The organism is Prevotella sp. P2-180 (assembly GCF_002251435.1).
In the GTDB taxonomy this organism is placed as follows: domain Bacteria; phylum Bacteroidota; class Bacteroidia; order Bacteroidales; family Bacteroidaceae; genus Prevotella.
The window spans coordinates 1-19758 of record NZ_NPJI01000107.1; the positions used below are offsets into that span (position 1 = coordinate 1).

At 47.4% G+C, this 19758-nt stretch carries 20 protein-coding genes; 15 read left to right on the plus strand and 5 right to left on the minus strand.

What is annotated here, in order from left to right; all coding sequences use genetic code 11:
* On the minus strand, nucleotides 1-205 hold a 205-nt coding region (locus tag CIK98_RS15015; RefSeq protein ID WP_172409981.1), incomplete at its 3' end, for a phage integrase N-terminal SAM-like domain-containing protein.
* 215 nt (nucleotides 206-420) lie between these two features.
* Between CIK98_RS15015 and CIK98_RS15020 the strand changes: the two genes are divergently transcribed.
* From CIK98_RS15020 to nagB, 6 genes are all read left to right on the plus strand, one after another.
* On the plus strand, nucleotides 421-1176 hold the full coding sequence (locus CIK98_RS15020; RefSeq protein ID WP_094385661.1) for a phage antirepressor KilAC domain-containing protein: 756 nt from the start codon (nucleotides 421-423) through the stop codon (nucleotides 1174-1176).
* A 166-nt stretch (nucleotides 1177-1342) separates the two neighbouring features.
* Nucleotides 1343-1867: a hypothetical protein gene (locus CIK98_RS15025; RefSeq protein ID WP_094385663.1), complete on the plus strand. Its 525-nt coding sequence runs from the start codon at nucleotides 1343-1345 to the stop codon at nucleotides 1865-1867.
* Nucleotides 1868-1918: 51 nt separating this feature from the next.
* Nucleotides 1919-2212, plus strand: a complete 294-nt coding sequence (locus tag CIK98_RS15030; RefSeq protein ID WP_094385665.1) for a hypothetical protein — start codon at nucleotides 1919-1921, stop codon at nucleotides 2210-2212.
* A gap of 12 nt (nucleotides 2213-2224) precedes the next feature.
* On the plus strand, nucleotides 2225-2557 hold the full coding sequence (locus CIK98_RS15035; RefSeq protein WP_094385667.1) for a hypothetical protein: 333 nt from the start codon (nucleotides 2225-2227) through the stop codon (nucleotides 2555-2557).
* Nucleotides 2558-2720: 163 nt separating this feature from the next.
* Entirely contained in the window at nucleotides 2721-5018 is a 2298-nt protein-coding gene (locus CIK98_RS15040; RefSeq protein ID WP_094385668.1) for a hypothetical protein, read from the plus strand.
* 236 nt (nucleotides 5019-5254) lie between these two features.
* A complete protein-coding gene (nagB, locus tag CIK98_RS15045; RefSeq protein ID WP_094385670.1) occupies nucleotides 5255-6046 on the plus strand; it encodes a glucosamine-6-phosphate deaminase in 792 nt (263 codons plus the stop codon).
* A 15-nt stretch (nucleotides 6047-6061) separates the two neighbouring features.
* On the opposite strand, the gene CIK98_RS15050 is transcribed toward nagB, so the two are convergent.
* The 4 genes from CIK98_RS15050 to ilvD are packed head-to-tail and all read right to left on the minus strand — an operon-like array spanning nucleotide 6062 to nucleotide 10977.
* Nucleotides 6062-6814, minus strand: coding sequence for an acyl-[acyl-carrier-protein] thioesterase (locus CIK98_RS15050; RefSeq protein WP_094385672.1), 753 nt, complete (start codon nucleotides 6812-6814; stop codon nucleotides 6062-6064).
* 35 nt (nucleotides 6815-6849) lie between these two features.
* Entirely contained in the window at nucleotides 6850-7395 is a 546-nt protein-coding gene (gene ilvN, locus CIK98_RS15055; protein WP_094385738.1) for an acetolactate synthase small subunit, read from the minus strand.
* Nucleotides 7396-7399: 4 nt separating this feature from the next.
* The gene (gene ilvB / locus CIK98_RS15060) at nucleotides 7400-9133 is read right to left on the minus strand and encodes a biosynthetic-type acetolactate synthase large subunit (RefSeq protein WP_094385673.1); all 1734 of its coding nucleotides are present in this window, start codon (nucleotides 9131-9133) and stop codon (nucleotides 7400-7402) included.
* A 38-nt stretch (nucleotides 9134-9171) separates the two neighbouring features.
* The gene (gene ilvD, locus CIK98_RS15065) at nucleotides 9172-10977 is read right to left on the minus strand and encodes a dihydroxy-acid dehydratase (RefSeq protein ID WP_094385675.1); all 1806 of its coding nucleotides are present in this window, start codon (nucleotides 10975-10977) and stop codon (nucleotides 9172-9174) included.
* Nucleotides 10978-11258: 281 nt separating this feature from the next.
* Here ilvD and CIK98_RS15075 point away from each other — a divergent pair, with 281 nt between their 5' ends.
* From CIK98_RS15075 to CIK98_RS15115, 9 genes are all read left to right on the plus strand, one after another.
* On the plus strand, nucleotides 11259-11852 hold the full coding sequence (locus CIK98_RS15075) for a peptidylprolyl isomerase (RefSeq protein ID WP_094385679.1): 594 nt from the start codon (nucleotides 11259-11261) through the stop codon (nucleotides 11850-11852).
* 52 nt (nucleotides 11853-11904) lie between these two features.
* On the plus strand, nucleotides 11905-13002 hold the full coding sequence (gene aroC, locus CIK98_RS15080) for a chorismate synthase (protein ID WP_094385681.1): 1098 nt from the start codon (nucleotides 11905-11907) through the stop codon (nucleotides 13000-13002).
* Between the two features lie 447 nt (nucleotides 13003-13449).
* Complete coding sequence (locus tag CIK98_RS15085; RefSeq protein ID WP_094385683.1) at nucleotides 13450-14844, plus strand: undecaprenyl-phosphate glucose phosphotransferase; 1395 nt, start codon at nucleotides 13450-13452, stop codon at nucleotides 14842-14844.
* A gap of 14 nt (nucleotides 14845-14858) precedes the next feature.
* Entirely contained in the window at nucleotides 14859-15554 is a 696-nt protein-coding gene (locus tag CIK98_RS15090; protein WP_094385684.1) for a hypothetical protein, read from the plus strand.
* Between the two features lie 3 nt (nucleotides 15555-15557).
* Nucleotides 15558-16265 carry a hypothetical protein gene (locus CIK98_RS15095; protein ID WP_094385686.1) on the plus strand — a complete coding sequence of 236 codons (708 nt, stop codon included), beginning with the start codon at nucleotides 15558-15560 and terminating at the stop codon, nucleotides 16263-16265.
* A 31-nt stretch (nucleotides 16266-16296) separates the two neighbouring features.
* Nucleotides 16297-16839, plus strand: a complete 543-nt coding sequence (locus CIK98_RS15100) for a phosphatase PAP2 family protein (RefSeq protein ID WP_172409982.1) — start codon at nucleotides 16297-16299, stop codon at nucleotides 16837-16839.
* A gap of 183 nt (nucleotides 16840-17022) precedes the next feature.
* A complete protein-coding gene (locus tag CIK98_RS15105; protein WP_094385690.1) occupies nucleotides 17023-17385 on the plus strand; it encodes a hypothetical protein in 363 nt (120 codons plus the stop codon).
* A 151-nt stretch (nucleotides 17386-17536) separates the two neighbouring features.
* A complete protein-coding gene (locus CIK98_RS15110) occupies nucleotides 17537-18457 on the plus strand; it encodes a M48 family metallopeptidase (RefSeq protein WP_094385692.1) in 921 nt (306 codons plus the stop codon).
* A 46-nt stretch (nucleotides 18458-18503) separates the two neighbouring features.
* A complete protein-coding gene (locus tag CIK98_RS15115; RefSeq protein WP_094385694.1) occupies nucleotides 18504-19754 on the plus strand; it encodes a D-alanyl-D-alanine carboxypeptidase/D-alanyl-D-alanine-endopeptidase in 1251 nt (416 codons plus the stop codon).
* The last annotated feature ends 4 nt before the right edge of the window (nucleotides 19755-19758 follow it).

The following is a 19758-nucleotide window of genomic DNA, read 5'->3' on the forward strand; positions in this document are numbered from 1 at the left end:
TCGACAGATAGTAGTCGATGTCCGTCTGTGTGAACTCATCCGGCAACTTTTTGAAAAACAACACTGCCTGAGCAATTTTCAGGCGATAGTCATAGATACTGCCGTCTGCATACTGTGCCAGACGCAGCTTCTTAGTAAAAAGCGAAATGCGGTCCCTGAATTTAGGTACAGCCGCGATCGCCTTGTCCAATGTCGTATTGGGCATGGTTATTTGTGGTGGAGGGGATTAATGACGGGGAGGTTCGAATTATCCCGTCATCTCCCTTCACCTTTTAGAGAAACGTAAAATAAGTGTGAAATATTGTGGTGAAAGGTTATAAGCCGCAGGACTTTAGCTTTTTTCACCGCAGTGAAAAATTAGTACAACAAAATGTGAAACGTAATAAAAAAAGGTATGTTTATCAATTTTTCGATTACAGTATGGAAATACAGATTTTCAGTAACAGTAAGTTTGGGCAACTGAGAGTTGCGCTGAACGAGAATGGAGAAACGGTGTTCTGTCTCGCGGATGTGTGCAAGGCGTTGGGAATCGTAGAACCGTCAAGAGTCAAGGAAAGGCTCGATTCTAGTAACCTTCATTCGGTGAAGGTTTCTACAAAATCATCTAATCGCCATGGTGAGTTTACACGCATTACTACTATGACCTACATCGGCGAGCCGAACCTCTACCGCTGCATCTTCCAGTCGAACAAGAAGGAGGCGAAGGAGTTTCAGGACTGGGTGTTCAACACGGTGCTGCCACAGATTCGCAAGACGGGAGGATATATCCCGGTGAGTGCGGAGGACGACGAGAAATCTATTCTGGCTAAGGCTCTCAACATCATGCAGCGCACATTGGAAGCGAAGGACCGGCTGATTGAAGAGCAACGGCCTATGGCGAAACTCGGCAGACAGGTGACAGGTTCGGAAGAGAACATCATGGTGGGAGAGATGGCGAAACTGCTCTACGAAAACGGCATCGACATCGGACGGCAACGACTCTTCAAATGGCTGCGCGAAAACGGCTACATCTTTAAGCAGAGCCGTGAACCAATGCAGAAATGGATTGAGCGGGGCATCATGACCGTGAGAGAGTGTTGGGTGACAACCGACCACGGCATGGAACTCTCGGTGACGCCGATGATTACAGGCAAGGGGCAGCAACATTTCCTTAACTTGTTTTGCGGAGATAAATAACATTATTAACTTATTAACTCAAGTTTCTGAAGTGATAAATCCCAATGTATAAGGGTTTTATTTAAACCACAGAGATAAAGAGAAAATTAGTATAAATACTCTATATCTCTTAAACTCTGTGGTTTAAAATAACTTCCGAAAGTTGAGTTATTAAAAAAAATGCATTATGGAAAAAATTAAAGTTAGTGGTGAACAAGTGGCAAGAATGGTGCTTGCTTGTTTGGGACTGTGTGAGATTGTCGACATCGACATCAACGGAAAAGAGACGGTGAAGGTGGTGTGCAAGGTTAAGCGGGAGGAACCGTTCGAATTGCAGAACATTGATCCGTTGGACAACTGCCCGAACTTCACGGATTGGAGTGTGGAACAGAATGGTGAGGGCTTGCAGACAGTGTCGTTCACCTATCACAACTGCAACTACGACTGTCAGTTTGACAACCTCACGATGGACGCAGATGACTTCGGATGGGTCGTGGGTCTGTACTTAGACAGAGTGTTTTGCGGTGTGGAATATTACAACATTGATATCGACGACTCTACAGGCTTTGCACGAATCAAGATAGAGTTTGTGACTTACGACTTGGAACCGCTTGATATTGGCAACTACAACATTCGATATCTCGTCTTGGCTGGTCTGAGTCTGAATATCGTGTCGGCGGTAGAGGGAAAATATGTGATAAAACTTCAATAATCACGTATTTAAACATTTCGAACATTATAAACATTTTAAACTTTTATCAATATGCAAGTAATAGCAAAAATCGAGAAATGGGCGCAGCAGCCCGACGTTCAGACTCAGAACGGAATGACAAGTAAGGCTCAGGTGGTGTTACGCTGCCCTGGAGGAAGAAACGCAGAAGGTTTCGTAGGCACGGTCTTCGGAACGGTGGCTGGAAAGCCGTTGGCTGTAGGCACGATAGTGGTGGCCGACGTGCATTTTGCCACACACGAGTACGATGGCAAGGTGTATCAGGATGTAAATATCTTTGACCTCATGCCGCTGAAGTCACCCCAGCAAGTTGGTGAACATTTTTAAAACAGTACGATTATGAAAAGGAAAAAAATTGAATCGAAGCCTGTAAAAATCCATGGAGTGTTGGATGTTTACGACGACAAAAACATTATGTTTAATCCAACAAACAATTTGATATCGGTTAATGGATTTCGCAGACGTGGAGTGGTTACGATGCTCAGTAACGGACAGATGGGGTTTATGGCTACGCCAAAAAAACACTCTACGTCGAAGAAGCTGAAACGTACCATACACGGCACACTGTCGGAAAACGATGATAACTACTATCTCTATATCCGCATAGACAAGACCGAAACCGACGACTATAAAAAGGTAATAAAAAAAGAAGTGAAAGAACTGTTGGACTAGTCGCTACGCGATAAACTGAAGTAAAGATTAAAAGCGCGTTGCGCTTAAAGGGGCTGCGCGCAGCTTTTTAAGCACGAAGTGCTTTTAATGAAAATTTTAATGAAAATTTTAATGAAATTTATACATGAGTTGCCATTTGATTTATTATAAGAACGGGGCGAAAATGATGCGCCCTATTTCAAACCGCGAGGAATACGTGGGTTTGAGAAACAAACCGGCTAACGTTGACTACACCAAGCAGGCAAGGCTTGGGAATCCTGAGGCTAAACGCAAGATGCTGCAGTTTTGCTACTCTTGTATGCCTGCCGAGGGAGGCAAGCTGAAGGGCTCGAAGACGCCATCGAACTCTGTAGGCATGGACATCGACTTTGCCAAGGACATGCCTAAGGAGGAACTTGAAAGTGCAATGAAGATAATGATTGGACGAGTGCTAAAGATGAAGGAGGACCTTAATCTGCTGATGCTCGAACGGTCTGCCTCAAAGGGATTGCACATCGTGTTCCGGCGCATAGGTTGGCTCACGCAAGAGGAAAACCTGGAATGGGCACAGAAGATGCTGGGCGTGGAGTTTGACAAAGGTGCAAAGGACATAACGAGAGTGTTCTTTACGCCAACAGCGAGTGATGAGGACTTGCTCTATCTCTCAGACGACTTGTTTGTGAATGAGGAGGCGGTTGCTGATGAAGGTAGAGGGAAGAAAGAAGTGGAAAGAGAAATAAAACCTGAAGTAGAAAACAATGGCTGTAACAATGAAGAACAAATATCAAAAGAGCATTCTAATTCAAGAACAGATGGAAACTCTGAAGATATCGAAGAGCGTACGTGCTCAACTACTGATGACGAATCGCTTAAAACGTCACTTACTTATAACGGGCTTCAATATAAGTCGATAGTAAATGAGTTTTTGAGGCAGTTTAATAATGGGCAGACACCAGTTGAGGGCAATCGCAACGTGATGACTTTTGAGCTGGCTAAGGCTCTGAGAAGTATCTGCAACTACGACATGGAGTTTTTGAAACAGGTTATTCCTCGATACGATAACTTCCCGGAGGATGAATACGAACGTACTTTGCAAAGCGCGCTCGACGAGCCTCGCAAAGGTGTAAGCTACAAACTGACCAAGGTGCTGGAGGCTCTGTATGCAAGGCAAAACAACGAAGCTCCGAAGGTGGACTACGAGGCAGAAAATGAACTGCCTCCTGAAATGCCCAGAAAACTGCCATATCCGCTGAACTTCATGTGCTCAAAGGCACCGGAGATGTATAGGGCGGCTATTTGTGAGGCTGTGTTTGCGCCGCTTGCCGTTTATGTTCACGGAGTGAAATTCCGCTACTGGGACGGCAACGTGCATGAGCCAACGTTTATGTCGGTGCTCTGCGCTCCGATGTCAATAGGTAAAGGTTGTGTGAGACTGCCTATAAACATCATTCTCGAAGATCTGCTGAAGCGCGACGAGTCGAACCGTGCACGAGAAGCGGAGTGGAAGGTGAAAAACCCATCGGCAAAACAGAAGAAAGACCCTCGGCCGTCAGACATCTGCATACAGGTGCTCATCGACAACCTAACCGATGCGGTATTTAACCAGCGAGTTTACGATGCCGACAAAAACGGGCAGCGCTTCCTCTATACCAGTGTTGACGAGCTTGACACACTGAAAAACATAACATCACGTGGCACTGCAAGCGAAGTAAGCATACTGATACGCAAGGCCTTCGACAACTCGAAGCATGGACAGGAACGTGTGGGAGCTGACTCAGTAACTGGCATCGCTCCGCTGCGTTTCAACTTCAACGCTTCGACTACACCACGAAACTTCCAGAAGTTTTTCTGTCGCGAAATGACCACAGGTACAATCACTCGACTGTCGTTGTCAACCATCATCAAGCCTGCTGACGCAAAACGCCCAGTGTTTAAGGAATACGACTCGGCATATAAGGAGGAAGTGAGGAAGCTGACACAAAGGCTGTCATCGTTGTCTGGAGAAATTCCCTGTCCGAAGTGTAACGAATTTGCTGAGCAACTCTGCGATGAAAACGAAAAATTGGCTGCACTCTATGGTTCTGACTCGTATCTGACATTGAGTTACCGCTCAACGGTGATTGCATGGCTTAAAGGCATGATGCTATACGTGATGAACGGCGAGAACTGGACGAAGGAGATACAGGACTACATGGAGTGGTCGCTTCGATATGACCTTTGGGTTAAGATGAACATCATTGGCAAAATGCTCGACGATGCCCAAAATGAGGAAGTGAACGCTACTTCTAATCGTGGACCTAAAAATATGCTTTTACTCCTGAAGGACGAGTTTAAAATAGAGGACTTGATCATATTGCGAAAAAGAATGAATAAATCAGTTGATTTAAAAACTATCAAAACGCAGCTTTGCATGTGGAGGGCAAGAAAACTCGTTGACTTTGAGTCATACAATGATATTATAAGACAAATAAAGAAGCAGTAATATTCACAATTAACAAATTCACAGTTTAATATTATAAGGTATGAAACTATTATTAGTAAGAAAAATACCATAAAGCTAAAAGAGCCTTCCGCCTCTGTTGTTAAATGACACATGGCGGAAGGCTTACAAAACATAGCAACTTCAAATGTAGTGGAATATCATGAAAAAAATGGGGGAAATGATATGCTGATACAAAAAAAAGTTGTATCTTTGCAAAAATTTATACTTTATTTATTATGAGAGTAATTATTGAACCTGACTACGACAGAATGTCGAAATGGGCTGCCGACTATGTGGCAGAAAAAATAAAAGAGGCAAACCCTACTGCCGAGAAACCTTTCAAACTGGGATGTCCTACTGGCTCGTCGCCACTGGGACTGTACAAACAACTGATAAAAAAATATGAGGCGGGAGAGATTTCTTTCAAGAATGTCGTAACGTTTAACATGGACGAATATGTGAACATTCCGGAGGATCATCCTGAGTCGTATCATAGCTTTATGTGGAATAACTTCTTCTCGCATATTGACATTAGACCTGAAAATGTTCACATTCTTAATGGTAATGCCACTGACCTTATAAAGGAATGTGAGGACTACGAGAGGGCCATTGAGGAGGCTGGGGGCATAGATCTCTTTATGGGTGGAATAGGTCCCGACGGTCATCTGGCTTTTAACGAGCCTGGCTCGTCGCTGTCGTCAAAAACCCGCATCAAGACTCTTACTACCGACACCATCATTGCCAATAGCCGCTTCTTCGACGGCGATATGAACCTCGTGCCTAAGCAGGCGCTTACCGTGGGTATAGGCACCGTGATGGCTGCACGCGAAGTGTTGCTTCTGTGTAGCGGGCATCATAAGGCTCGTGCGCTGCAGCATGTGATAGACGGCAACGTGTCGCACAAATGGACTGCCTCTATGCTGCAGATGCATCCGAAAGCCATTGTGGTGTGTGACGAGCCTGCCTGCGACGAGCTCACCGTGGCTACCTTTAAGTATTATCTGGATAAGGAGAGGGGAAATCTGTAGGAGTGAGAACTTTCCTCACTCCTCAAACTGTAATGCGCAGCGGCATACTTCGGTCTCGCCCTCGGAAGTGGACTTGGTGACGCTTACGTTGCAAGAGGGGGCTGAAACGTTGTCGATATAGAAATGGAGATGGTCGCCGGCATAGGCTTCTGCCACATACGCCACGTCGAGACGATGCAGGATGTGGGTCTTGTACCATGAGGCGGGGAAGAGGTCGAGCACATGGTCGATGTATTTCACTGAGTTGACATGTCCGTTGACGTCGATGTCGCTGTAAGCGGTGTCGAGGCTACGCACGAGGTGTGGTTCAGAGGATATCTTCACACGTGAAGGCTTGGCTATGGGACATGGTTTGTCGCATAGCCATTTGTTTATTTCTCCATCGCCCACTTCGAGTATGTCGGCAGGCTGTCGTGTGGCGGTGTCGATCATGGCCCATATACTGCGTGCGTGGCCCATGACCTGTCCGTCTTCGGCAGTGATTTCAAAGTTGCGGTTGGTAAAATATTTCATTGCGCTTTCCACCCATGTGGAGACATTGAACTTTTGGTTTTCAACGGGCATCGCGTTCATTTCGACGGCAAGCCTTGAGAGCACCCAGGTGCGGTTTATGGGCATGAGGCGTTCCATACCGAAATTGCGGTCGGAGGCGTGAAACTCCGCCGCATTCAGGATGTGGTTGCCCAGATGGCCCATAAAGAGCTTGTGGGTGAAGTCGCAATGGAAGGGTTCGGCTGTGAACCCGTATGTGCCTACTCTGTTGTCCATAGTTAAGGAGTTAAGGAGTTAAAGGAGTTAAGGAGTTATCCTTTGTTTTCTTCCCTTTCTTCCAGGAACTTGCTTACTTCCTCGGTGGTGCTGCGTGTTACGGCGATGCGTCCCGAACGAGTGTATTGCAGTACGCAGTCGAACTCGTTGAGAGCGTAGAAGAGGTTCATGATGTCTTCCGTCATGCCGTTTTTCATCACTATCACGTATGTAGGGTTCACTTCGGTGATGGTGGCTTCCTGCTTGCGTATGGTGCGTGAAATCTCAGGGTTCTGCATCACCTTTTCGGTGGCGAGCTTGTATAGGCCGGTCTCGCGGATGAAGAGTTCATCGTCGGTGTAGTATGTGGCCTTCACCACGTCGATTTTTTTCTCTATCTGCTTTGTGATCTTTATGATCTGGCCTTCGTCGCTCCATGCGGTTATGGTGTACTTATGAAGTCCGGGAATGCTTGATGCCGACACGTTGAGGCTCTCGATATTTACCTGGCGGCGTGTGAAGACGGCAGTGATCTGATTGAGTATACCGGCGATGTTTTCCGAATATACGAGCAGTGTATATAGTTTTTTTTCTTCCATGATTGTATTAACAGTCAAGTTCTGGTGTGATGTTTATTTCGAGCATCATGTCGTCGATGCTGTGTCCCGGTGCTATCATTGGGGCAACGTTGTCTTCTTCCTTTACTGCACATTCGAGCAGGAACGGACCGTCGGTGGCGAGCATTTTTTCTATTGCGGGCTCGAGCTGGTCGCGTTCTGTGACCACTTCGTATGGTATGTGGTATGCTTCGGCTATGAGTTGGTAGTGGGGGTTCATCATCCTGGTGAACGACTTTCGCTTGTTGAAGAACATGTCTTGCCATTGGCGCACGTTGCCGAGGTAGTTGTTGTTCATCATGATCATCTTCACCGGGCACTGGTTTTCCATGATGGTGCCAAGCTCTTGTATGCTCATCTGGAATCCGCCGTCGCCGGAGAACATGCACACGGTGCGTTCTGGGGCGCCAAAGGTGGCACCGATGGCGGCTGGCAATCCGAAGCCCATGGTGCCGAGTCCGCCGCTGGTCACTACAGAGCGTTTCTTGTTGTATTTGAAGTATCGGCATGAGAACATCTGGTTCTGTCCTACGTCGTTGACGAGCACTGCGTCGCCCTTTGTGGCTTCCGCCACTTTGTTGACTACCTCGCCCATGAGCAACGGGCCGTCGGCAGGATGTATGGCAGGATTGATAACCTTGTCGACCTCCTGCTGGTGGTATTCGGCGAAGCTGTCTCTCCATTCGCGGTGGTTGTTTTTCTTCAGCAGTCGGGTGATGGCAGGCAGCGACACCTTACAGTCTGCCACAACTGCCACGTCGACAGGGATGCATTTGTTGATCTCTGAGCGGTCGATGTCGAGGTGTATGATCTTAGCCTGCTTAGCATAGGTTGATGGAGTGCCGGTGTCGCGGTCGCTGAACCTCATGCCGATGGCTATTAGCACGTCGCACTCCTGCTGCTTGATGTTTGGCGCATAGTTGCCATGCATGCCGAGCATACCCATGTTGAGCGGATGGTTGGTGGGCAGGGCTGAGAGTCCGAGGAGGGTGCGTCCAGCCGGGATATCGGCTTTCTCAAGAAACTCCACGAGTTCGTTTTGTGCTCCTCCGAGTTCCACTCCGTGTCCCACGAGGGCGAGTGGTTTCTTGGCGTTGTTTATAAGTTCGGCTGCCTGTGCCACTGCGTCCTGGTCGATGGCGGGGTAGGGGATATAGCTGCGCACGAAGTCCACCTTTGCCGGTTTCCATTCAGTCTTTTCCACCTGAGCGTTTTTGGCGAAGTCGAGCACCACGGGACCCGGTCGTCCAGTTCTGGCTATGAAGAACGCGCGGCTCACTGCCCATGCCACGTCTTCCGGCCGGCGTATCTGGTAGCTCCATTTTGAGATGGGTTGAGCCAGGCCTACGAGGTCTACTTCCTGGAAGGCATCGGTGCCGAGTACTCCAGTGCCTACCTGTCCGGCAATGACCACGATAGGAGTAGAGTCCATCATGGCGTCAGCCACGCCAGTAAGTGTATTGGTGGCACCGGGACCGCTTGTCACGATACAAACACCCACTTCGTCGCTCACCCTTGCGTATCCTTCAGCCGCATGTGCGGCAGCCTGTTCGTGTCTGACCAGAATATGGTCGAAGGCCTTTTTCTCTCCGCGGGTATAGTCGAAGAGAGCGTCGTAGACAGGCATTATCGACCCTCCGGGGTATCCGAATATTGTTTTCACACCCTCTTCCTTGAGGGCTTTCATCAGAGCTTCCGCTCCTGTTATGGTATCTGTTGACATTGCGTCTATAATTCGTTAAAATTTGACTTTTTCAATTTTCAATCTTCAATAATCCTCACTCCGCCCTTGTCGGCGCTTGCCACGCTTTGTGCGTAAGCCTTTAGGGCCTTGCTTACCTGGCGGTTGCGCTTCAGAGGCTGTTGTGGGCGTGAAGCGAGTTCCTCGTCAGAGAGTCGTACGTTGATGGAGCGGTTGGGGATGTCGATTTCGATGATGTCGCCATCAATGATTTTTCCTATGTTACCGCCAGAAGCCGCTTCAGGCGAGATATGTCCGATGCTCAAGCCGCTGGTACCTCCCGAGAAGCGTCCGTCGGTGATGAGGGCGCATTCCTTTCCCAGGTGCATACTTTTAATATAAGAGGTGGGATAGAGCATCTCCTGCATGCCAGGGCCGCCCTTTGGTCCTTCGTGGGTGATGACCACGCAGTCGCCGCTTTTGATTTTTCCGCCGAGGATACCCTCGCAAGCGTCTTCCTGAGAGTCGAATACCTTAGCCGGTCCGGAGAATTTCCACAGGCTCTCGTCCACTCCAGCCGTCTTCACCACGCATCCGTCCTGTGCGATGTTGCCGAAGAGTACAGCAAGTCCGCCGTCTTTGGTATAAGCATGTTCGAGGTCGCGTATGCAGCCGTTGGCCCGGTCGGTGTCCAGTTCTCCCCACTGTGCGTTCTGGCTTCCCATCTTGGTGGAGAACTTGCGTCCCGGTGCGGTCTGGTATATACGGTTGGCTTCAGGGTCGATATTTTGTTTTGTTATGTCGTAGCGTTCCATCTGTTCTCCAAGAGTCTTACCATCTACACGGATGGCAGAGCCGTCGATGAGTCCGCCCTTGTTGAGTTCGTTGAGGATGCCGAGGATGCCTCCAGCGCGGCCACATTCCTGTACGCTGTATTTCTGTGTGTTTGGCGCGAGTTTGCAGAGGCAAGGCACACGGCGGCTGAGTTCGTCGATGTCGCTCATCTTGAATTCGGCACCGGCTTCCTGAGCCACGGCAAGCAGGTGGAGCACGGTGTTGGTGCTACCGCCCATGGCAATGTCGAGAGTCATGGCGTTGAGGAAAGCTTTTCGTGTGGCAATGCTCTTAGGTAGTACGCTTTCGTCGCCGTCCTGATAGTAAGCGAAAGCGTTTTTCACCACCTGTCGTGCAGCATCCTTGAAGAGGCGTATGCGGTTTTCGTGAGTGGCGAGAATGGTGCCGTTGCCAGGCAGAGACAGTCCGATGGCCTCTGTGAGCGAGTTCATGGAGTTGGCGGTGAACATACCCGAGCAGCTGCCGCATCCAGGGCATGAACATCCTTCAATCTCAGCCATTTCCTCGTCGCTGACAGAAGGGTCTGCACCTTTTATCATGGCAGTGATGAGGTCGGCGTTTTCGCCTCTCCATCGTCCAGCCTCCATAGGTCCACCCGAGCAGAACACGGTAGGAATGTTGAGGCGCATGGAAGCCATGAGCATACCGGGAGTCACTTTGTCGCAGTTAGAGATGCATATCATGGCGTCGGCCTTATGGGCGTTGCACATATATTCCACAGAATCGGCAATGATGTCGCGTGATGGCAGGGAGTAGAGCATTCCGTCGTGTCCCATGGCGATGCCATCGTCGATGGCTATGGTATTGAATTCGGCTGCATAACATCCCATGGCCTCAATCTCCTGTTTCACGATCTGTCCTATCTCGTGTAGATGAGTATGACCTGGAACAAATTGGGTGAACGAGTTGACGACAGCGATAATCGGCTTCCCGAACTGTTCTCTTTTCATACCTGTGGCCACCCAGAGCGCGCGTGCTCCAGCCATTCTTCTTCCTTCAGTGCATACAGCACTTCTTAACTGATGTTTCATTTTTATATATTTTTATTTTTTCTTTTGTTCTCCTTTTCAGTGAATTAGGGTGCAAAGTTACTGTTTTTTTTGGTAATAGCAAACAAAAATGGCGCAGAAAATGAAATGATGTTTTAAAATTGTATTATTTTGCATAATAAAAGCTATAAACTGAAAGTATAATTGCACTTTTTGTGCGTAAATGTGCAAAAGAAAGAAAAAATCAGGCAAACATTTGGCTATTACAAATATAATGATTACCTTTGCCGAAAGAATTAAAAACACAGATATTTCAAAACAGAATGGAAAAAAAACACAACATGTTCATGGCTGTTAGCTATACGCTATACACCGTAGACGGGGAAAACCGTGAGAAAATAGAGGAAGCGCCAACTACCAAGCCCTTTGAATTCATATCAGGATTCGGTGTCACTCTCGACGAGTTTGAAAAGAATATTGTTGAACTGGAACCTGGGGCGCAGTTTGATTTCGAACTGACCAAAGAACAGGCTTACGGTGACTACGAGGAGGAACGCGTGCTCGACCTCGACAGAAGCATATTCCAAATAAACGGACACTTCGACCACGAGAACATCTTCGTAGACGCTATCGTGCCTCTTCAGAATGAGGAAGGCAACAGATTCTACGGACGTGTGATGGACATCACCGACGACAAGGTGAAGATGGACCTCAACCATCCGCTGGCTGGAAAGACGCTGAACTTCAAGGGAAGAGTGCTCGAAAAGAGAGAGGCTAGCAACCAAGAGATACAGAACCTCGTGAACTTCCTTAGCGGAGAGGGCGGATGCGGATGTGGCGACTGTGGAGGCGGTTGCGGCGACCATGAATGTGGTGGACATCACGACCATGGCTGCGGATGCGGACATTGTCATTGATAGTTGACGAGTTGACAAGTTGACGAGTTGACAACTCAAAAATACATATACATTGGGAAATACATTTGGTAACATATTCAAAATCACTACCTTCGGAGAAAGCCACGGAGAGGCTGTGGGTGGTGTGGTCGATGGAATGCCTGCCGGTATCGACATCGACATCGACTTCATACAGGCTGAACTCAACAGACGCAGGCCAGGGCAAAGCGCGCTCACCACAAGTCGAAAGGAAGCCGACAAGGTGGAGCTGCTCAGCGGAGTGTTTGAAGGAAAGTCTACGGGATGCCCCATAGGCTTTGTGGTGAGAAACACCAACCAGCACTCCAACGACTACGACAACATGCGCTACCTCTTCAGGCCATCGCACGCCGACTATACATATATGAAAAAGTATGGCGTGAGAGACCATAGGGGCGGTGGACGCTCGTCGGCACGCATCACCATTGCCCGATGTGTGGCAGGGGCACTCGCAAAACTGGCACTCAGGCAACTCGGCATCGACATCAAGGCATATACATCTCAGGTGGGACCAATATGCCTCGAACGCGACTACAGAAAGTATGACCTCACGCTCACTGAGACCAACGACGTGCGCTGTCCTGACCCATTGGTGGCCGAACAGATGGCTGCGCTGATAAAGGAAGTGAAGGCAGAGGGAAATACCATAGGAGGCGTGATCACCTGTGTAATAAAAGGATGCCCTGCAGGACTCGGTGAACCGGAGTTCGGAAAACTGCATGCCGCCTTGGGCTATGCCATGCTCTCCATCAACGCCGTGAAAGGCTTCGAATATGGTGACGGATTTGATATGGCTGCCATGAAAGGCACTCAAGTGAACGACATCTTTATGCCAGACTCGAAGGAGGCGGGTCAAGAGGTGCCAAACCTACACACCAAGACCAATCATAGCGGTGGCATACAAGGAGGCATAAGCAATGGCGAAGACATCTCCTTCCGCGTGGCTTTCAAGCCTGTTGCCACATTGCTCATGGAGCAGCAAACGGTAGACATTCATGGCCAAGCCACTACTCTCACAGCCCGCGGACGACATGACCCATGTGTGCTGCCAAGAGCAGTGCCTGTGGTGGAATCTATGGCCGCAATCACGATTTTAGACTATTATTTGCTGAATAAGTCGTCAAAAATATAGTTTTTCACATTTTTTAGCTAATTTTCCTGCATAAGGTATTGCAGATGTGAGAAAAAAGACATATCTTTGCACATGTAAATTTCCCTACAATGTGGATTTGTGAAAATCTCAAGTAGTGAATTAGTTAAGTCTAGTTTAGTTTTTGTGTTGGTTTGGGGCGGTTGTTTGACCGCCCCCTTTTTATGGCCTTGCCTTAAGAAGTGACACACAAAATATTTACACTATGAAATGTGCAGATTAAGTATGAAGAGATTAAAAAGAAACGCAAACGGCGGGAAATAACAGTTAAATTAAATAAAACTCAAGGGATTTAGGTTAAAATGAATTAATTTTGAATTATATTCTAAAAAATTGTTCTATATTATGGATAATATTTGGTAACTTTGCAAATATATGTTGGAAAGAATATCGAAGTGTACTTTAAATAAATGAAAAATTACGTCATGTATGGAAAAAACTGAAAATGGATATGGTAAGATAATTACAGTTCTCACAAGAGCCTGTGATTTGATGATTTGTCTTGGATTATATCTCCTGTTCGTAAAATTGAGTGGTGAATGGATAAGTGAAGCTGTAAGAAGGTCTGCCGTGATGACTGCAGTGATATATACAGCCTGTCTTATTCATGGAGGGGTTATTTTGCACAAGCGTACCATCAAAGCTTTCAACATTCTTTTTATAGTGATGCAAAACATCACTATCTTCGCCATAGTATCCACATTTGCCTTATATATTGGCGGGTTTATCATGATGCCGTTAGGCATGTCGCTATTGTTCTACACGGTGGTGGCTTTTTGTTCTGTATCGATGAGACTCACACTGCGATATATAATAAAAAAGATACGACTGAGCAAAAACAGAATCAGGCATGTAGTGCTTGTGGGCAGTTCTGAAAATAATCTCAATATATACAATGAGATGAAGATGACGACTCAGTCGGGATTCCTTGTGGAAGGATATTTCGACTTTGCTCCAAATCCTAACTTCCCGGAACAGTGTAAATACCTTGGCACTCCCGACAAGGTGACGGATTATCTGAAAAACAACAGGCAGGTGCATGAGGTATACTGCTGTCTGACATCGCGCAACCGCGATGTTATACTTGACATCATCCACTACAGCGTGAACAACGTGGTTCACTTCTACAGTGTGCCTAACGTGAGCAACTACATGCACCACCGCATGTACTTCAACATGCTCAACAATGTGCCTTACCTCAGTCTTTACCGCGAGCCGCTGTCTATACCCGAGAACCGACTGTTAAAACGTACGTTTGACATAGTGGTGTCTGGACTGTTTCTTGTCACATTGTTCCCGATAGTGCTTATACTGGTTGCGCTAATTACGAAGATTACAATGCCCGGACCGATTTTCTTCCGCCAGAAACGCACTGGATATAATGGCAAGGAGTTCTACTGCATCAAGTTCAGGAGCATGAAGGTGAACAGCCAAGCCGACACGCTGCAGGCCACGAAGAACGACCCGAGAAAGACAAAATGGGGTGACATCATGCGAAAGACAAATATCGACGAACTGCCACAGTTTGTCAATGTGTTTATTGGCGACATGAGCATAGTTGGACCTCGACCGCACATGCTGAAACATACCGACGAATACTCGAAACTCATTGACATGTATATGGTAAGACACTATATCAAACCTGGAGTAACAGGATGGAGTCAAGTGACGGGATTCAGAGGCGAGACAAAGGAACTATACCAAATGGAAGGAAGAGTGAAAGGAGACATCTGGTATATGGAACACTGGAACCTGTGGCTCGATATCTATATAATATACAAAACAGTGGCAAACGTGCTGATAGGGGATAAGGAAGCATACTAAATATTATTGAAACAATGAGAAGGAAAAGACTGGCTGTGGTGATGGCTATAATGCTTGCTGTAATGAACATCGCAGCACAAGAAAAAAAGGAAGGATATGTGGTGAACTCGTTCTGGAGCAACTGGTTTGTACAGGCGGGTCTCGACATGTCGTTACAGAACCCGTATGGACATGATTTTGGCGATGTATTCCCTAACGGAAAGTCGTTTGGAGTGCATGCTGCCCTCGGAAAAAGGTTCACTCCTGAACTCACTATCAGGGGAAGGGTGAACTGGGAAAACGGAATAAAACTGCTGAAAAACGGACACGACAACTGGCTCGCTCCTTTTTATCAGCCTGGCGAGAATATGGACAAAGGCGGATATGTCACCTTCGTGGGCGACATACAGTTTGACATACACAATCTCTTCTGCGGATACCGCACCGACAGACTGTGGAACTTGCAGGTGTTTCCACGATTAGGTGGAGCTTATAACTTCGGTGTGTCGAAAGGTACACCTCTGCTTGGACTTGGAGTGGCAAACACGTTCAGGATAACTGACAACATCGGTATTTATTTCGATGTGGCATACAATATGGTGTCGAGTGGATTCGTGGGAGTGGAAAAAAACACAGGAACAGGTTCAAACAGCAACGGATTCTTCGATATAGACCTCGGCGTGACTTTGGAATTGGGAAAAACAAGGGGATTTAAGAAAATTGAACTATAAAGCATGATAAGAAATAGAATACTGTCTCTCTTTATATATATAATAGGTGGAGTGACATTAGCTACGGCACAAGACAAGCAACAGACGGTGACAGGATCTATATGGGGCAACTGGTTTGTACAGGCCGGACTCGACATGACACTGCAGAACCCCTATGGCTGCAACTTCTCACAGGTGTTTCCAAAAGGAAAAACATTCGGACTGGACGTGGCTTTGGGAAAGTGGTTCTCGCCACATGTGGCGGTAAGAGGAAAGGTGAACTGGGAAAACGGACTGCCACTGTTTGAAAACAAACACCTGGAATGGGTGGGACCGGCCGAAGACCCGACAAGCAACATCGATGAGGGAGGAATAGTCATTCTTTCGGTGGACTGCCCGGTGAGCGTGAAAAACATTTTCATGGACTACGATCCCGACCAGAAGTGGAACTTCTATGTCTTTCCGCGGGCAGGACTCGGATGCAACCTCGCCATCAGCTCTTCATCGCCTATGGTGGGAGTAGGACTGGGAGGCACATACAAGGTGAAAGGAAGGCTCAGCGTGTATGCAGACATGGCATACCAGGTAATCACGAGTGAATTTACGGGAGGTGTATCGGGAACTGGCATGTCGGTGGCGGCTGGAAGCAACGGCTTCTTCGACTTCAACGTCGGAGTGCAGATAGACCTTGGAAAGAGTAGGGGAAAATTCAGAAAAATGTATGTGGAATAATAACAAGTCTCATTTTATAAGGCGGGTCTTGATGGCTGTCTTGTTTTGCATGTCGATGATTAACTCGTCGGCTCAGCCAAAGAGCGACACCTTTGACGATGCACTTGAACATCTGCCAATGCTCACCACACTCACGATGAAGCTTTGCGGAGTGGACAGCAATACAAAGGACGACCTTGAGTTTTGCGCAAGCGTGCTCGGTAGCTATGTAGTGGCTGGAGTGGTGACCTACGGACTGAAACACACCATACACGAATGGCGTCCAGACAACAGCGACAACAAGTCGTTCCCGTCAGGACATGCCACAATGTCGTTTGCAGGAGCTCACGCACTGCAAAAGGAGTTCGGACATGTGTCGCCCTGGATTGCCGTGGGAGGATATGCCGTGGCGGCGGGAGTAAGCGTCGACAGGGTGATAAGAGACCGCCACCATTGGTACGACGTGTGTGCAGGTGCCGCCATTGGAGTGCTTTCTACGGAATTGGCATACTACATTTCAGATAAGCTGTTTCCAAAATACAACGCTTCGCTCGCCTTTACTGGCAACAGTTTGTCGATAGGCGTAAGATTTTAGCGAAAACTTACAGTTTGTTGCGCCTTTAGTTTGATTTGCGTCAATTAATAAGCTTGTGTGCGCAAACAATGACTCATTTTCCTTGCGGGTATCAAAAAAACATAGTAATTTTGCAGCGTCAAAAGACAAAAGGATGACATTTAACTATTTAGGTTTAACAAAAGATTTAGAAAGGGTAACATTATGAAAAGATTGTTTTTGACAGTTGTTGCAGCATTGACATTGACAGCAACATTCGCAAAAGATGAGAAGGCAAACAACGTAAACAACGCTAATGCCTATGACATGACAGTGAATATGTCGAGGTTGAGTGACGCTCTGAAACTCACCGTTGACCAGGTGGAAAGCGTGGCTGACGTACACCGCACATTCTGTGGAGAGATGCTTATTGCTTCTCAGGCCAATGAAGACGATCGCGACGCTCTCGTGAAGAAGGCTGTGAACAAGGACCTCAAGTATATGCACTACCTGCTGAACGACAAGCAGTACAGAACTTACGTGATGATCCTCAACACCACACTCAACAATCGTGGTTTGAACAAGTAAATTCAGAAAAGAGAGAGAGAACAATATCAGATGAAGATGGACTTGCACCAGTTTTTTTAGGTGCGGGTCCTTTTTTTTTTGGGTAATTCCTTGGTTTTCTCATTTATTTTCACTTATTTTGCAGAGAAATTAAAGAATTATTGAATATATAATGAGAAAAAACAAATTTTTTGCAATGGCACTGGCTGCTATGATGCTGGCGGGATGCGGAACATCATCCACTGTGCCTATCACGGGGAGAAAGCAGAATATACTGGTGAGCGACGAACAAGTACTAAGTCTAAGCAACCAGCAGTATCAAGAATATATGAATTCAGCCAAGGTGTCGACGAACGCTACAAATACGGCAATGGTGAAACGCTGCGGACAAAGGTTGGCTAATGCTGTGGTGTCATACCTGCAGCAAAACGGAATGGCACAGGAAGTGGCTAACTATAAGTGGGAGTTTAACCTAGTGCAGGACAATAGCGTAAACGCTTTCTGCATGCCCGGAGGAAAAATAGTGGTGTACGAGGGACTGCTGCCCGTAACGAAAGACGAAGCTTCGCTCGCAGTGGTGCTCGGACATGAGATAGCACACGCCGTGGCAAAACACTCGGCTGAACGCATGAGCAACGAAATAAGGAAACAATATGGAGGACAGATACTCGGGGCTGTGCTTCAGGGAACTGGCGCCAGCACTAACCTGCAGACCATCAGCTCAACAGTGTTTGGATTAGGTTCGGCTCTGGGTGGGGCTGCTTATTCACGTAGCCAGGAAAACGAGGCCGACCATCTTGGCATCATCTTTGCTGCCATGGCTGGATATGACCCAATGGTGGCTATCGACTTCTGGAAACGTATGGCTGCCGCTACCGGTAACTCTTACTCTTTGCTCAGCGATCACCCAAGCGATGAAAGCAGAATAAAGAACATACAGGGATGGATGAACGAGGCTAAACAATATTACACGCCGCAGACAACAACATCAAAATCGGCGTCGACCAAGACAACGACGACAACAAAGTCGAGCCTTAACAGTAGCGGCAAGCCGATAAAGGCTACCAAAACAATAAAGATAGGCCCAAAATAACCTGGATTATAATTCATTGCTAAATAGAATAATCGCAAGAGAAAACATGAAAAACAGAAATATGATGTTTGTCGTGATTACGGCTATTGTATGCGCAATGGTGACTTGTGCAATATCAGCCTGCTCGAATGGAAACAAGGCTGATGGCGAGCATAATGACATAGACACGATAAACACAATACCCGTGGATACTGCCCTGCGCAACAGACTGGAATGCTTTGCACAAAAACCTCGACCGCAGGGCAATTTCGCTTTCCATGTGTTTGACATCACTGCCGACAAACCTGTCTACGGATGCAACGACACTCTGGCCCTGCCATCTGCATCATGCATGAAACTGCTTTCCGGAATTGCTGGGCTTCACCTTTTGGGAAGTAATTATGAATATCATACGGAGATGCTTACTTCAGGAAAGGTGACACACGATGGCACTCTCACAGGAAATATTGCCTTCAAAGCCGGACTCGACCCGCAGCTGATGGCTGCCGACCTTAACGACTTCTCGAAGGCTGTGAAAGACTGCGGGGTGAAAAAGGTGGAGGGAAAGATTTATGTGGACCTCACAATAACAGAACCCGTGAAAAGCGAAAGGCACTGGTATCCATGGGATCTCACTTTCTCGAAATATGGATTGCTATATAAGGGAGGCGACAAGGTGGTGAAAAACCTGAAGGCTTCGCTAAGGGCTCATGGAGTGGCAGTGGCTGACAGCCAGGTGGTTGTGGCTCATGCTCCCAAAGGTATGAAGACGGTGCACACCGTAAAGCGGCCTATAGACGATGTAGTGAAGAGAATGTGGAAAAACAGTTCCAACACTCAGGCCACTGCAATGCTCTACACCATAGGACATAGGGATAATCCTGAGGCTGACCCTGTGGCGAGCGGTGTGGCTTACCTGCGTAGATTTTTGCATAACGACCTCGGGATGACCGACCGGACATTGTGCATACACGATGGCTGCGGCCTATGTATCTACAATCGTCTCTCGCCCAAGGCCCTTACAACAATACTGCGTTTTGGATATAAAAACAAGGAGATTCGTGCCTCTCTGGAACGTAATCTCCCTGTGTCTGGTGTTGACGGAACATTGGCCCGTGAGATGACAGGTCCGAAGACCCGTGGAAAGGTGAGTGCGAAAACCGGCACTCTGTCTCATCCCTATGGCATCAGTTCACTTGCCGGATTTTGCGAAGCATCAAACGGCCACTTGCTTGCCTTTGCCATCATGGACAGCGAGATGTCGGTGCTTGACGCAAGGGTGTTGCAAAGAAAACTGTGTGAAGAACTGGTAAAATAACCAA

Excerpts from the sequence above, each read along its gene's own strand:
- CIK98_RS15095 (WP_094385686.1), top strand. The coding sequence starts at position 15,558 with ATGATAAGAAATAGAATACTGTCTCTCTTTATATATATAATAGGTGGA.
- ilvD (WP_094385675.1), bottom strand. The coding sequence starts at position 10,977 with ATGAAACATCAGTTAAGAAGTGCTGTATGCACTGAAGGAAGAAGAATG.
- CIK98_RS15110 (WP_094385692.1), top strand. The coding sequence starts at position 17,537 with ATGAGAAAAAACAAATTTTTTGCAATGGCACTGGCTGCTATGATGCTG.
- nagB (WP_094385670.1), top strand. The coding sequence starts at position 5,255 with ATGAGAGTAATTATTGAACCTGACTACGACAGAATGTCGAAATGGGCT.
- CIK98_RS15100 (WP_172409982.1), top strand. The coding sequence starts at position 16,297 with ATGGCTGTCTTGTTTTGCATGTCGATGATTAACTCGTCGGCTCAGCCA.
- ilvB (WP_094385673.1), bottom strand. The coding sequence starts at position 9,133 with ATGTCAACAGATACCATAACAGGAGCGGAAGCTCTGATGAAAGCCCTC.
- CIK98_RS15050 (WP_094385672.1), bottom strand. The coding sequence starts at position 6,814 with ATGGACAACAGAGTAGGCACATACGGGTTCACAGCCGAACCCTTCCAT.
- CIK98_RS15020 (WP_094385661.1), top strand. The coding sequence starts at position 421 with ATGGAAATACAGATTTTCAGTAACAGTAAGTTTGGGCAACTGAGAGTT.
- CIK98_RS15090 (WP_094385684.1), top strand. The coding sequence starts at position 14,859 with ATGAGAAGGAAAAGACTGGCTGTGGTGATGGCTATAATGCTTGCTGTA.
- CIK98_RS15035 (WP_094385667.1), top strand. The coding sequence starts at position 2,225 with ATGAAAAGGAAAAAAATTGAATCGAAGCCTGTAAAAATCCATGGAGTG.
- CIK98_RS15040 (WP_094385668.1), top strand. The coding sequence starts at position 2,721 with ATGATGCGCCCTATTTCAAACCGCGAGGAATACGTGGGTTTGAGAAAC.
- CIK98_RS15085 (WP_094385683.1), top strand. The coding sequence starts at position 13,450 with ATGGAAAAAACTGAAAATGGATATGGTAAGATAATTACAGTTCTCACA.
- CIK98_RS15025 (WP_094385663.1), top strand. The coding sequence starts at position 1,343 with ATGGAAAAAATTAAAGTTAGTGGTGAACAAGTGGCAAGAATGGTGCTT.
- CIK98_RS15105 (WP_094385690.1), top strand. The coding sequence starts at position 17,023 with ATGAAAAGATTGTTTTTGACAGTTGTTGCAGCATTGACATTGACAGCA.
- CIK98_RS15030 (WP_094385665.1), top strand. The coding sequence starts at position 1,919 with ATGCAAGTAATAGCAAAAATCGAGAAATGGGCGCAGCAGCCCGACGTT.
- CIK98_RS15115 (WP_094385694.1), top strand. The coding sequence starts at position 18,504 with ATGAAAAACAGAAATATGATGTTTGTCGTGATTACGGCTATTGTATGC.
- CIK98_RS15075 (WP_094385679.1), top strand. The coding sequence starts at position 11,259 with ATGGAAAAAAAACACAACATGTTCATGGCTGTTAGCTATACGCTATAC.